This window comes from Halovenus salina, assembly GCF_026410925.1.
Lineage (GTDB): Archaea > Halobacteriota > Halobacteria > Halobacteriales > Haloarculaceae > Halovenus > Halovenus salina.
Genome location: NZ_CP112972.1, coordinates 46,683 through 60,180 on the forward strand (window position 1 = coordinate 46,683; position 13,498 = coordinate 60,180).

Sequence of the window (13,498 nt, forward strand, 5' to 3'; positions counted from 1 at the left end):
ACAACTCCCATCCTTCCACAGCGCGCCCGAATCCCTGAACCCACCTTTTGGGCTCAGGCCGACAGTTCCTCGCCGCGGAGTGTCCCGCGTACCTCGGCGAGCAGTTCCGGATCGGCCATCACCGCAAGCGAATCCCCCGCCTCGACTCTGGTCTGGGGCAGCGGAATCGTCATCGACTCGTCCTCGCGGCCGTGTGCGTAGATACGCGCTTCGTCTGGTAGATCGATTTCGATGACTCGGTCGCCGATAGCTGGGGAGCCCTCAGGAATCTGGACGCTCGCCACCGAGAGTCGCTCGGTCAGGTCCGCGATAACAGTGAAATCCCCGCCCAGAAGCGCCGTCTTCGCCCCTGCTGCGCCGAGGCGTTCGGGGTAGATGACCTCGTCGACGCTGTCGGTGTATCGCTCGTAGAGCTCCTCGCTGAAGTCCTCGTTGACCCGCAGGACCGTCCGACAGCCGTGTGCGTCTCCGACGACACAGGCCGAGAAGTTCGTATTGAGGTCGCCCGTCAGCGCACCGAGCCCATCGGCGTCGGTAATACCTGCGTCCTCAAGGACGTGCTCGTCGCCGCCATCACCTTCGACGACGGTGAATCCCTCATCCTCGGCTCGTTCGACGCGCTCTCTGTCGCTGTCGACGATGGTAACCTCGTGGCCCTCGTTGCGAAGTGTCCTGGCGTTTCGCATTCCGACGCGGCCGAACCCGACAATGATGAAGTTCATGCTTCTCTGTACAACGGCCTCATTAAAAACACTGGGGCTATCTCTCAGAGTTCTGTTGTCGCTTCCAGTGCCAGTTTGATTGCGCGTTCGACGTTGTTCTTTGCCTTTTCGGGGAGCTCGTTGTCTTCGGTCTCGCCTTTCTGGGTTCCCTCGACGAGGTTGCCGTCGACGGTGCAGATGGCACCAGCCCGCATCCCCTTCCGTCGCGCGAGGGTGAACAGCGCGGCAGCTTCCATCTCGACGGCGAGCATTCCTGCGTCTTCCCACTCCTGGATGTACTCTTCTGTCTCGGCGTAGAACGCGTCGTCTGTCGCGATTGGGCCGACGTGGACGGGTTCGTCACGCCCTCTCGCAACAGCCGTCAGCTCCGAGAGCACCTCGTGGTGTGCAACGGCGGGCAGGGTCGCGCTCTCGTAGCGCTTGCTCGTCCCCTCGTCCTTTGCCGCGCCGGTCGCGACAATCATATCACCAATCTCGATGTCGGACTGGAGCGCGCCACAGGTGCCGACACGGAGGACCGTCTCGACACCGACGCTTTCGAGTTCCTCGGCGGCAATCGCCGCTGATGGCGCACCGATACCGGTCGAACAGATTGTCAGCTGTCGGTCGTCGTAGGTCGCGTTGACGACCTTGTACTCGCGGTTGCTTGCAACTGTCTCGACATCCGTACAGTGTTCTGCGATACGGTCGACACGTCCGGGGTCACCGGGAACGAGTGCGATATCTGTCAACTCTCCCGCTTCGACAAGCAAGTGGGGCTGTTTCGCCATACCCGCAGTTCAGTCCTCGGACACAAAAAACCGAACAGTTGGCCCGCGCCGGTCACGGCGAGAGGATGAATAAAAAGAAGTTATGGACCGCTGGCCCGAGGCCGAGCGCGGTGACGAAGGCAAACAGCAGGTTCGTCTGTGACTCGTGTTCCGTGAGGTCGGCCGAAAAATACGCCACGATAGCAGACGCCAGGAACACCTTGAACACCACGAACAGCCACCCCTCTCCGAGGAGGTCGGCTGTCGGGAGGTCGGCGGCGAAGTCCATGACCCTCCGGGGAACCTGCGAGCGCTCGCCCGCACCGAGTACGTCGACACCAATTGCGGTCGTAACGCCGTCGAACATGTGTGCGAAGACAACGAGCGCGCCGACGTATCTGGCGCGAGCGATGATGTAGGTCCGCCAGGCACCGATGACGAAGTAGACAACTGCGGTCAACACCAGTGAGACGATGAGCCCAAACGCTGGCCAGATGGGCTCCATCGGCGCGACCTCCGGGTCAAGCCCCTGCCAGAAGATGAGAGCCACTAGCGGTGTCGCCATACCGAATCCGGTGGCTCCGAGATATTGCGGCACCTTCTGGCGAAGCCGCTTACCCGGAACAATCATCGCCGACATCACCCAGACCGCACCCATAAAAACGAACGTAATAAGATAGACCGCAGGCGTCGCAAAAAGTGGCGCAATCCCCGGTGGATAAATCCGAACCTGGAGGATTTCTCCGAGTCGATAGAAGACATGGAGCACAGCTCCAGCCACAATCCACGGGACGAACGCCAGTACAGTCCGCTGGTTCACCGGCGGTCGTATCACGTAAAGCAGCCCGACGATGACACCAATCGCGACCAGCAACAGTAGAGACTGGATCAGCGGCGGAAAGACAAGGTCTCCAAAGAGTGCAGTCATGTAGTGTGGATGCTCCCTGTCGGGTAAAAATTGTTCCGAAACTCGAAGGGAACTTTACTTGTGGCGGTACACAACGTGGTATGGAGGATATTGCAGACCGAATCGAGCATACGGTGCTCGGTCCCGAGACGACCTGGGCTGCTGTGCAGACAGTCCTCGACGAGGCCGACGAGTACGGTATGCGGGCGTGTATCCCCCCGTGTTATCTCGAACAGGCCACGGAGTACGCCCCAGATGTCGAGTTGGCGACCGTCGTCGGGTTCCCACACGGGCAACACCTCACTGAGACCAAATGCGAGGAAGCCAGACACGCCTGGGAAGCCGGGGCGGGCGAAGTCGATATGGTCGCGAACATCGGTTCGATCAAGGCAGGCAACTTCGACGATGTGGCTACCGAAGTCGGTGAAGTGGCGGCGGCCGTGCCACTGCCGGTGAAAGTCATCGTCGAGGCACCGCTGCTGTCGGAGACAGAACTCAAGGCAGCGTCTGCGGCCGCGGCCGACGGGGATGCCGACTATCTGAAGACCTCGACGGGATTCACCGAAGGGGGCGCGACAGTCGAAGATGTCCGCCTGATGAGTGGGCATCTACCGGTCAAAGCCAGCGGCGGCGTCGGCTCGTGGTCCTTCGCGAGCGAACTCTTCGAGGCGGGCGCAGAGCGCATCGGCGCGTCGAGCGGTGTCACCATCGTCGAAGAGTACCGGAATCGCTAGCAGGATATACCGGCCGTGGGTCGGTGTCGGAAGCGACGAGAACAGGCCAAAGCGCCGGGCTTTAGTCTGTCCCTCCCCGACAACGGGGTAGATGGCCCGGTACCATATCGAGACGTACGGGTGCACCTCGAACCGGGGTGAGAGCCGCCAGATTGAGCGCTCGCTCCGCGACGGCGGTCACCACCCTGTCGAGTCACCCGAGGAAGCTGACGTCGCTATCCTCAACACCTGTACCGTCGTCGAGAAGACAGAGCGGAACATGCTCACCCGGGCAAAAGAGTTAGACGAGGAGACGCCGGGAGACCTCGTCGTCACGGGCTGTATGGCGATTGCACAGGGTGAGGCATTCGACGAGGCCGGGGTCGACGCAGAGGTACTACACTGGGACGAGGTTCCCGAACACATCAGAAACGGCGAATGTCCGACTCACACACCGGACACCGAGCCAGTCATCGACGGCGTCGTCGGCATCCTGCCGATTGCCCGGGGCTGTATGAGCGACTGCTCGTACTGTATCACCAAAGAGGCAACGGGCAAAATCGACTCTCCATCCGTCGAGGAAAATCTCAGGAAGGCGCGGGCGCTCGTCCATGCTGGCGCGAGAGAGATTCGTATCACCGGCCAGGACACCGGTGTCTACGGCTGGGACGAGGGCGAACGGAAACTCCACGTCCTGCTCGACCGCATCTGTACGGAGATCGACGGCGACTTTCGGGTCCGTGTCGGCATGGCTAATCCCAAGGGCGTCCACGGTATCCGCGAGGAACTCGCGTCCGTCTTTGCCGAACACGACCAGCTCTATAATTTCCTTCACGCCCCGGTCCAGTCGGGGAGCAACGACGTGCTCGGCGATATGCGCCGCCAGCACACCGTCGAGGAGTACCTCGACGTGGTCGAGACATTCGACGAATACCTCGACGAGTGGACGCTCGCGACGGACTTCATCGTCGGCTTCCCGACCGAAACCGATGCAGACTACCAGCAGACGCTCGACCTGCTCGAACAGACCCGCCCGGAGAAAATCAACATCACCCGGTTCTCGAAACGGCCTGGGACCGACGCCGCGGCGATGAAAGGTCACGGCGGCCAGATCAAGAAGAACCGCTCTTCGGAGATGACAGACCTGAAAATGTCGGTTGTCGGTGAAGTCTACGAGTCGATGGTCGGCGCCGAGCGAGAGGTGCTCGTTGTCGAAGACGGCACCGACGACTCGATGGTCGGCTACGACCAGACACACCGCAAGGTGGCAATTCCGGGCGTCCAGTCTGCTGGCGTCGAACTTGGTGACTTTGTCACCTGCCGGATAACGGGTCACAACACAGTCTACGCGCTCGCAGAGCTGGTCTGAGCGGACTGTTCCTCGCGCGGAATCGTTACCGTCACCGTCGTCCCATCACTGGTCTCGAAGTCGATGGCTCCACCAACCCGGACGGTCCCCCACTTGGCGAGCCAGAGCCCGAAGCCGCTGCCGTGTTTCAGACTTGTTTCCTCGCCGCTTTCGAGTGACTGTAGCTCGTGGTCGGGGATACCCGACCCGTTGTCGGATACCTCGATATCGATGCTCTCCGGTGAGCCGGTCACCGACAGCGAAATCTCGGCCGGACCGTCCGTGTGTATCGCGGCGTTTTCGAGCAGTTGCCAGAGGACAGCCCGAAGAACGTCCGGATTGGTCTCGACGACGGTTTCGGTTGTTGTGACAGATAAATCGGCCTCGGGGTGCTCCTCGGCGAGGCGGCTGGCCAGCTTCTCGGTCAGGTCACCAACGGTGATTGCCCGAGAGTAGCCGTCTGGTGCAGCAAGCAGCTGTTCGAACTCCCGGGCCATCTCGCCGGTCTCGATGAGTTCGTCGACGGTGGTCGAGACCTTCTGGAGCATCTCTCTGACCATCTCGTCGTCAGTGTGGCTGTCGGCCGCGGAGACGTAGCCGGAGACGATAGAAAGGTCGTTACGGAGATTGTGACGTAGTATACGGTTGAGAACCGAGAGACGCTCTTCGCGTCTGACTTCGTCGGTGATATCCTGAAACAGGAGGGTGTAGCCGACCCGCTCGCGGCCGCCGGCGGTCAGTGGTGACGGCTGGATGACGTACTCCCGGCGCTGTGCGCCGACCTGGGGGCTGATTCGCCACTCCTCGTCGCCGTCGACGTACTGGTCGAAGCTCTCGGGACTGTCCCGGCCCGGGTCGAGTGATTGGATGACAGCCGATGCCGGTTCGAGGACCACCTCCTCGCGGTCGAGTTCAAGCTCCTCCTCGGCAGCGGGGTTCAAATCGACGATGCGGTGTTGTGCTTCGAGGACGAGCACGGGTGCCCGGAAATCGGCGAGCGCGGACTGCTTGGCTGCTCGGTTGGTCGCGGGGTAAATCTCGAACATGTCTTTGCCGACGAAGGCATAGTAATCACAGAGAACGTGCCCCGCAAACAGGGGTGCAGCCCAGATGAAATGCGAGTTCGGTGTCAGTTCCAGCATCCAGACGAGCAGGCCCACAGCGGGAAAGATGGCGCTGGCGATGACCGCCAGCGCCTCCGACCGGAACAGGGAGCCGTAATCCCAGACGGTATCGGCGAGCAACAGGACGCCGACCACTGCCCAACCCGGCCCGCCAATGAGCATGACATAGAACAGCGGGCCAAAATCGTACGAGGCCGCCGCAACACCGAACACCGGGTCGACCGCAAACTCCGTCCAGAACAGTCCGTGGATGTGATTTATGGGTAACAGGACCAGCGTCAAAACTGGAACCAGGTACAACAGCCAGTAGTACCACGACCGTCGGATATCGCCACGTCCCGTGTATTCCAACCCGAAGCCGACGAACGGGGGGCCGAGCCAACTCAGTCCGACGAGCGCGACGACTTCGAACGCCAGTCGTAGCTGCTCCTCGAAGACGGTCAGGCCGATACCATATGCAAAGAGAAAGACGGCCTGGGCGACCATCGTCGCCGCGAACCACGATGCGCCCGGCTTCTCCCGGTAGGTAAGCAGATACGCAAACAGTCCGACGGTTGCCACTCCCGCAAACAGCGAGAGAACGACCGGCCAGGTGAGAGAGGCGCTCACGGCTCGTTCACAATAGTGTGGTCACAGGCTTGAATATGGTGTGTTTCGACAGCCCGGGGATGCTGGTCAGTGGGCTCCAGTCACCTGTTCGCTCGCGTCTTTCCACTCTCCCATCCCAGCGGGGTCGAGATGGAGGTGGGCGTCGCCCACCTCTTCGTGTTCGAGCACCGACTGGACCAGGCCACTCTCGATGTTGTGAGCCTCGACGAGAGTGAGCGAGCCGTCCACCTCCACGTGGGCTTCTACTTCGAGTGTCGGGCCGTCGTAGAAGACGGCGAGGTCGTGGACGCCGTGTATCTGTGGGTGTGAGAGAATCGTCTCCCGAATCTCGGCCCGGCGTGGTTCGGGTGCGGCCTTCCCGGCCAGATACGAGAGGTTCTCTCTGCCAATTTCGACCCCCTGATAGATGACCAGCACACTGACGAACAGCCCAGCCGAGGCGTCGAGAACTGGAAATCCAAGCGCAATACCAACCACGCCGACGAGGGCGGCGACGGTCGTGTACATGTCGTTGAGACAGTCGACCGCGAGCGCTTTCAGCGCAGTCGAGCCGAGGGTGGCGTTCATTCGCGTCGTGTACCAGTAGACCAGATACATATCGGCCATCGAGAACAACAGCGCTGCGACGAGCAGATAGCTGAACTCGACGTGGCCGCCGTAGAGCAGGCTCTGTCCCGACTCGTACAGCAGATTCGCGCCGAGGATGACGATGACGGCACCCACGAACAACGCGGTCAGCGGCTCGATGCGGGCGTGGCCGTGGGGGTGGTCTGCGTCGGCTCCCTCGAACCGACTGTCACCCCATACCAGAACGACGATGCTGGCAACGAGGTCACCTATGGAGTGGGCGGCGTCGGCGAGCAGTGCGACACTCCCGAACAACAGGCCGGCGATGCCCTCGGCTACAATCTTCGCGACGTTCCCGAGAACGTTCGCCCACGAAGCGAGGGTGAACCGACGACGCTCCGTGGCAGTTTCCATACCGGCTATAGCGTGACGCCATGCTTGAATATTGGCATTAGGTAAGTCGAATCTCTGGGTTCTAGGTCTTCGTACTCTGTCTCTAGGTCGGGTGGGACAATCGCATGCGGCGCATTCACATTCCGGCCGAATAATTATGCGACCCCTCCATCAACAGGGAGACATGTCGGAGTTCGTTACACCACCGGCCCTGCAATCAGACGAGGAAATCGCTATCGTGGCCCCTTCGAGCGGCGGCGCAGCCGAAGCACCACACATCCTGGAGTTGGGAATCGGACGACTGGAGTCGACACTCGGCGTCGATATCAGGGTACATCCGACCGCCCGACAGTCAAACAGCTATCTCCGCGAGCACCCCAGAGCCCGCGCAGCAGCCATCCACGAGACGTTCTCGGACCCCGATGTCGGCGCAGTAATGGCGACAATCGGCGGCGACGACCAGCTCCGCGTGCTGAAACACCTCGACCCCGCGGTTTTGCGGGAGAATCCGACACGGTTCTTTGGCCTCAGCGACAACACGAACCTCTCCCTGTATCTCTGGAAGCACGGTATCGTCTCTTACAACGGTATCTCACTGCTGAGTGAGGTCGCGACGCCCGGACCGTTCCCCGAGTACACCGAGCGCTATCTCCGGCGTGCGCTCTTCGAGGAGTCACTGGGCGAACTCGAACCGTCCGAGGTGTGGTTCGACATGACCGAGGGCTGGAACCAGTCGAAAGCCGAGTTCGCGGCCGCCGAACCCGACCGCCACAACAACGACGGGTGGCGGTGGGCCGGCAGCGACGAGACCGTCACCGGCCGTCTGTGGGGTGGCTGTCTCGCTATCGTCCGCTGGCACCTGATGACCGAGCGTTATCTTCCAGACCCAGAACGTCTCGACGGAGCCGTGCTCGCGCTGGAGACGGCAGAGACCCTCCCTGATGCCGACAGACTCCGGTGGTTCCTGACGGCGATGGGAGAGCGGGGACTGCTCGGGCGATTCGACGGCGTCGTTGTCGGCCGTCCGGCGACCGAATCCTGGTTCGAGCCTCGGGACGCGGACGAACGCGAACAGTACCGCCGCGACCAGCGCGAAACGATTCTGTCACAGCTCCAGCGGTACAACCCCGAGGCAACAGTCGTCTTCGACGTGGACTTCGGCCACACGAATCCGGGGGTCGCGCTGCCAATCGGCGCGAACGTCACCCTCGACCCCGAGGAGCGAATTGTCGTCGAGTAACGTCAGGGCGCGGTCGGCGCTTCGAGCGCGCGGAAGCCCCGCTCGAAATCCGCCTTCAGGTCCGAGATATCCTCGATACCGACCGAGACACGGAATAGCGAGTCAGAGATGCCAAGCTCTGCGCGGCGCTCTGCGCCGATTGGTTCGTGTGTCATCGTCGCCGGATGGTTGACCAACGTCTCGACGCCGCCGAGGCTGACGGCCAGGTTCATCGTCTCGATGGCCTCGACGAAGCGCTGGGCTTCCGCCATGCCGCCAGCGAGTTCGAACGAGAGTACGCCGCCGAAGCCGCTCATCTGCTCGCAGGCGAGGTCGTGCTGGGGGTGACTCTCCAGCCCTGGGTAGTAGACTGCACTCACCTCCTCGCTGGCTTCGAGATACGAGGCGAGTTCCATGGCGTTTTCTTCGTGGGTACGCATGCGAACCCCCAGCGTTTTCATCCCCCGTGAGAGGAGATAGGCGTCGAACGGCGGCATCTGGTTACCCAGCCCGACCTGCTGGTTGAAGCCGATTGCCTCGGCGACGTGGGGGTCGTCGGTGACGAGTGCGCCGCCGATACCGTCGCTGTGACCGTTGAGATACTTGGTCGTGCTGTGTGCGACCACATCGGCCCCCAGTTCGAGCGGCTGCTGGAAGTACGGGCTCGCGAACGTGTTATCGACGCCGAACACCGCCTCGTGGTCGGCCGCAACATCGGCGATTGCGGCGATATCACAGAGCTGAATCAGTGGATTGGTCGGGGTCTCCATCCAGACGAGTCCCGTCTGGTCGTCGACGGCGTCGGCGACCGTGTCCGTCTCGCGGGCATCGACGAACACGACATCGAAGCCGAGTCTGTCACGGAAGAGTTGTTCGAACATCCGGCGGGTCCCGGCATAGAGGTCGTCGAACGTGACGATACGGTCGCCCTCCTCGACGGCCGAGAGCACTGCCGTCGCGATTGCGGCGGTCCCCGAGCCAAAGGCAAACGCGAGCTCGCCGCCGGCTAGGTCTGCAAGCTGTTGTTCGACGGCGTGTCTCGTCGGATTCGAGAGCCGCCCGTACAGAAACTCGCCAGCGTCGGGATCGACGTCTTCGAGGCTCATCTCGGGGTCGATGCCGTCCAGACGGTAGGTCGAAGACAGGTGTATCGGTGAAACGACGTCTCCGTCTCTCCAGTCGGTGTACTCTGCGACTGCCCGCGTGTCGAACGCTTCTTCCTCTTCCATGTTATTTGATGTCGTATACACGCATTAATAGATTTCTCTTTTTCCCGTAATTCCGGAGTAAAGATTCATTAACGGAGATAATATATGCCTAATATCGCACGAATGTTCATACTATTGTCGGCCCATATACCTCAGAGACATATTGATGACAGAGACGGCAAAGCGACACGGCACGGTACGGACCCGGGGGGCAGCGAATCAAGAGGACCGACCGAACTGCTTACACGTCTGGGTGTTGTAGACGGAACTGGCAGAGGGAGGTCGGTTTCCGTGTCCCAGACCGCGAGCAAGGGACATGAGGAAAGTCCCCCCACCGTCAGGGCAGGTGACCGGGTGCAAGCCCGGGGCGGGAGACCGCCGGCTCTGGAACAGAAACGAGACCCCTCGCCCCGACCGATGAGGTGTGCGAACCCCGCGCGAAAACGGTGACAGACCGGGAAGCAACGGGGAGTTAACCCACCGAGGGCGTGGTCGACACATTCGTGCGACCGCGAACAGACGGGCGAGAACGGATGGAACGGCGAACCCTCACCGGTGCAAGTCCGAACCACAAGGTAGCCCTAAGGTCGGTTCGGACGCTGAGCTGAATGTCAACTGAACAGAAGGGGGCTTACTCCCCTCAGCCATAGTTGTGCCAGCGTCGGCCACGGACCACGTGTACTTATCCGCGAAGACGACCCACATCCATCTAGTGACTGGACCAGTTCAGACAGGCTGTGTCGGTGTCGACGAACTGCTCGGGGGAGGGTTCGAACGGGGGGCCGTCACGCAGGTGTACGGCTCGCCTGCTGCGGGGAAGACGAATCTCGTTCTCTCGGCTGCCGTCGACACCGCCGCCGCCGGCGACACTGCTCTGCTTATCGACACGGAGGGGTTGTCCATCGACAGGCTCGAACAGCTCGCCGCTGCCCATCCCGACGCGACCGTCGACGATGTCGCCTCGAACATCATCATCACGGAGGTCCACGACTTCGAGGAACAACGCGAGGCAGTCCAGGACGTGACAGAGTTCGCAAGCCAGGTCGAGTTCGTGGCTGTCGACAGCGCGACTGGGTTCTACCGGCTCGAACGAACCGAACAGGCAGACGGAGAGGCACTGCGGGACGTGGCCCGTCAAATCACGCACCTCCTCTCGCTCGCGCGGAAACACGATATCGCCGTCGCCATCACGAATCAGGTCTACACCGACCCGGAGACCGACAACTCGAGCGCACTGGGCGGACACACACTTAACCACTGGTCGGCAATCATCCTCCGGCTGGACCGGTTTCGCGGCGGCAACCGACGGGCGACACTGGAGAAACACCATTCGAAAGCTGCGGGCGACACAGCACAGTTCAGAATTGCCGAGGACGGATTGGAGACTGGCGACCGCTAATAGAGGAGTTCGTCGTCTGATTCGACCATATAGAGCGTCCGCGCGGAGATGTTGACGGCGTGGTCGCCGACGCGTTCGAGGTCTCGAATTGTTAGGAGGAGCCGGTAGACATCCTGCATCAGTGCCTCGACCTCTCCGTCGTTCACGTCGTCGCGCTCGATGAGGTCACGGGCGACTGTCTCTGAGGCGGTCTCACACATCTCGTCGATTTCGTCGTCGCGCTCTGCAATCGCATAGCAGTTCTCGACATCTTCGTCAGAATACCCCTCCATTGCGGTCTCGACCATCTCGACGACGGCTTCGCCGATCGACTGGATGTCGACATCGGGTGCGAGGTTCTGTTGTGCGTCGAGGGTATAATCTCCGAGATTTGTCGCGAGGTCGGCGATCCGTTCAAGATCGGTGATAATCTTGAACGACGCGGCGATGAACCGCAGGTCGCCGGCGACAGGCTGTTGGAGCGCGATGAGATCCATACACTGCTGTTCGAGTTCGAGATAGAGCTTGTTGACCTCGTCGTCGCCCTCGATGACATCCCAGGCCATCTCCTCGTCTTTCTGTTCGAGGGCTGTCAGTCCCATGTTCAGCCGCTCCAGGACAACTTCACTCATAAATAGAACGTCCTCCCGGAGTTGGTCGAGTTCGTCTTGATATCCTTCTCGTGGCATGCGTAGGCGTGAACGGCCTCGAATTATGTACTTTGCGCTCCTGGAAGCTTACGATTCGAGCAGCGACCGGGTCTGACGGTGTCTGTAGCGAAACATCGGCTCGAATCCGACAACTGCAAGCGGGCCGAACAGACCGTCTAGCGGACCAAGCGGGAGTTCGTACTCGACGTGGTCACGGATTACCGTCTCCTCGCCGTCGGCATAGAAGTTGTGCGTGTGTTCCCACTCCGGGAACGGTCCATCATCCATCGTGTCTCTGAAGAATCCGGAGCCATCCGAGCGGTCTCGCGCGACAATCTCCGAAACCCAGCGCTGACGCGGGCCGACACCGAACGGCCGTACTGATGCGTGGATAGTCGCGCCCGTCTCGAGTACGTCCGGGTCTGACTCGCCGTCCGGGCCAGTCACCGATTCGATTTCCATCCCCATCCAGTCGGGAGTCAGCGCTTCGAGCCCCTTCTCTGTCGAGTGAAAGTCCCAGACCTCCTCGAATGGCGCGGCCACCCGGACACTCCGTTCGTACGTGTGCATACCTGTTGTAGGGTGCCGACGACCCTTTCTCTTGTGCTCTCAGGGCCAGTGGCCTGCTTCGTCCATCGCCTCGACGACCCGCTGGATTGCTACGATATACATCGCCTCCCGGTAGGTTGCAGCGTTGTGTTCCTCTTTCGCCCGCACCATCTCCTCAAAGGCGTCGACGACGTGCGTTTCGAGTTCCTCGACGACGCGGTCTTTGCTCCAGTAAAACTGCTGACGGTTCTGTACCCACTCGAAATAGGAGACGGTTACGCCGCCGGCGTTTGCGAGAATGTCGGGGATAACGACGATGTCTCGCGGTTCGAGGACCTCGTCGGCCCCAGTCGTCAGGGGACCGTTGGCGGCCTCGACGATGACCTCGGCGGCGACCGACTCGGCGATTCTCGCGTCGATAGCGTTTTCCAGTGCCGCCGGAATCAGCAAATCGACCTCTGCCGTCAGCAGCTCCTCGCCGGTCAGTTCCTCGCTCGCCTCCGGATAGCCCGTGACGGCCCCTGTCTCGCGTTTGAACTGCTTGAGTGCTCGGGCATCGAACCCTTCTGGATTGTAAACTCCCCCACTCGAGTCCGAGACGGCGACGAGACGGGCACCCATGTCATCGAGTAATGCCGCAGCGACGCTGCCGGCGTTGCCGTACCCCTGAACGGCGACCGTCGCGCCAGAGAGTTCTCGGTCGAGGTGTCGGAACGTCTCGCGTGCCGTCAGCGAGATGGACCGTCCCGTTGCTTCAGTCCTCCCTTCACTTCCACCGCTTTCGAGTCCCTTGCCGGTGACGACACCTGGCTCGGTCCGGCCTTCGAGGGTCTCGTAGGTGTCTTTGAGCCAGTTCATCTCGCGTTGGCCCGTGTTCACGTCCGGTCCCGGAATGTCCTGGTCGACGCCGATAACGGGACGAATCGCGGCGGCGTATGCTCGTGTTATCCGCTCGATCTCGGCCTCGGAGTAGGCCCCCGGGTCCAAGGATATGCCACCTTTCGCGCCGCCGTACGGGATGTCGATTGCCCCGCACTTGTAGGTCATCCAGCCAGAGAGCGCACGTACCTCATCGCGACTCACCCTTGGATGGTACCGGATACCGCCCTTGTACGGCCCTCTGTCGTCGTTGAACTGCGAGCGGTACGCCTCGAACGTTTCGAGTGTGCCATCATCGAGTTCGACGGTCAGGTTCACCTCTTCGACTCGCTGTGGCGTGGTGAGATAGTCGACGACCCCCTCATCGAGGTCAAGTGTCTCTGCCGCAGTCCGTACCTGTGTCTGGAAGTTCTCGAAAGGTCCCGCCTCGTCTGTCATCGTTTCTATATTGTCCAGCGTGGTAAAAAATGTATACCACGAACG

13 protein-coding genes and 1 other RNA gene are annotated in these 13,498 nt (G+C 61.2%); 5 read left to right on the top strand and 9 right to left on the bottom strand.

Annotated elements, in window-relative coordinates; all coding sequences use genetic code 11:
• Nucleotides 1-53: 53 nt before the first annotated feature.
• Genes OSC37_RS00280 through OSC37_RS00290 form a run of 3 tightly spaced genes read right to left on the bottom strand, consistent with a single transcriptional unit; the run spans nt 54 to nt 2,399 of the window.
• Nucleotides 54-722: a potassium channel family protein gene (locus tag OSC37_RS00280; protein WP_267162605.1), complete on the bottom strand. Its 669-nt coding sequence runs from the start codon at nt 720-722 to the stop codon at nt 54-56.
• A 44-nt stretch (nt 723-766) separates the two neighbouring features.
• Nucleotides 767-1,492 (bottom strand): nucleoside phosphorylase, encoded by a 726-nt coding sequence (locus OSC37_RS00285; RefSeq protein ID WP_267162606.1) that lies wholly within the window; start codon nt 1,490-1,492, stop codon nt 767-769.
• A gap of 52 nt (nt 1,493-1,544) precedes the next feature.
• Entirely contained in the window at nt 1,545-2,399 is an 855-nt protein-coding gene (locus OSC37_RS00290; RefSeq protein ID WP_267162607.1) for a DUF63 family protein, read from the bottom strand.
• An 80-nt stretch (nt 2,400-2,479) separates the two neighbouring features.
• Here OSC37_RS00290 and deoC point away from each other — a divergent pair, with 80 nt between their 5' ends.
• Together deoC and OSC37_RS00300 are read left to right on the top strand one after the other, a co-directional pair.
• Nucleotides 2,480-3,112 (top strand): deoxyribose-phosphate aldolase, encoded by a 633-nt coding sequence (gene deoC / locus OSC37_RS00295; protein ID WP_267162608.1) that lies wholly within the window; start codon nt 2,480-2,482, stop codon nt 3,110-3,112.
• 91 nt (nt 3,113-3,203) lie between these two features.
• Nucleotides 3,204-4,460: a tRNA (N(6)-L-threonylcarbamoyladenosine(37)-C(2))-methylthiotransferase gene (locus OSC37_RS00300; protein ID WP_267162609.1), complete on the top strand. Its 1,257-nt coding sequence runs from the start codon at nt 3,204-3,206 to the stop codon at nt 4,458-4,460.
• Here OSC37_RS00300 and OSC37_RS00305 read toward each other — a convergent pair.
• A complete protein-coding gene (locus OSC37_RS00305) occupies nt 4,436-6,172 on the bottom strand; it encodes a sensor histidine kinase (RefSeq protein ID WP_267162610.1) in 1,737 nt (578 codons plus the stop codon). The two genes, OSC37_RS00300 and OSC37_RS00305, sit on opposite strands and share 25 nt — an antisense overlap.
• A gap of 66 nt (nt 6,173-6,238) precedes the next feature.
• On the bottom strand, nt 6,239-7,153 hold the full coding sequence (locus OSC37_RS00310) for a cation diffusion facilitator family transporter (RefSeq protein WP_267162611.1): 915 nt from the start codon (nt 7,151-7,153) through the stop codon (nt 6,239-6,241).
• 163 nt (nt 7,154-7,316) lie between these two features.
• On the opposite strand from OSC37_RS00310, the gene OSC37_RS00315 reads away from it, so the two are divergent.
• Entirely contained in the window at nt 7,317-8,372 is a 1,056-nt protein-coding gene (locus OSC37_RS00315; RefSeq protein ID WP_267162612.1) for a S66 family peptidase, read from the top strand.
• A gap of 2 nt (nt 8,373-8,374) precedes the next feature.
• Here OSC37_RS00315 and OSC37_RS00320 read toward each other — a convergent pair whose 3' ends face one another.
• The gene (locus tag OSC37_RS00320; protein ID WP_267162613.1) at nt 8,375-9,580 is read right to left on the bottom strand and encodes a trans-sulfuration enzyme family protein; all 1,206 of its coding nucleotides are present in this window, start codon (nt 9,578-9,580) and stop codon (nt 8,375-8,377) included.
• Nucleotides 9,581-9,829: 249 nt separating this feature from the next.
• Between OSC37_RS00320 and rnpB the strand changes: the two genes are divergently transcribed.
• Both rnpB and radB read left to right on the top strand, forming a co-directional pair.
• Nucleotides 9,830-10,205, top strand: an RNA gene (gene rnpB / locus OSC37_RS00325) — RNase P RNA component.
• A 66-nt stretch (nt 10,206-10,271) separates the two neighbouring features.
• Nucleotides 10,272-10,958, top strand: coding sequence for a DNA repair and recombination protein RadB (gene radB / locus OSC37_RS00330; RefSeq protein ID WP_267162614.1), 687 nt, complete (start codon nt 10,272-10,274; stop codon nt 10,956-10,958).
• Here the strand turns inward: radB and phoU are convergent.
• Genes phoU through OSC37_RS00345 form a run of 3 tightly spaced genes read right to left on the bottom strand, consistent with a single transcriptional unit; the run spans nt 10,955 to nt 13,453 of the window.
• Nucleotides 10,955-11,626, bottom strand: coding sequence for a phosphate signaling complex protein PhoU (gene phoU, locus OSC37_RS00335; protein ID WP_267162615.1), 672 nt, complete (start codon nt 11,624-11,626; stop codon nt 10,955-10,957). The genes radB and phoU overlap by 4 nt on opposite strands.
• A gap of 48 nt (nt 11,627-11,674) precedes the next feature.
• A complete protein-coding gene (locus tag OSC37_RS00340) occupies nt 11,675-12,157 on the bottom strand; it encodes an SRPBCC family protein (protein WP_267162616.1) in 483 nt (160 codons plus the stop codon).
• Nucleotides 12,158-12,196: 39 nt separating this feature from the next.
• Complete coding sequence (locus OSC37_RS00345) at nt 12,197-13,453, bottom strand: Glu/Leu/Phe/Val family dehydrogenase (RefSeq protein WP_267162617.1); 1,257 nt, start codon at nt 13,451-13,453, stop codon at nt 12,197-12,199.
• Nucleotides 13,454-13,498: the final 45 nt, after the last annotated feature.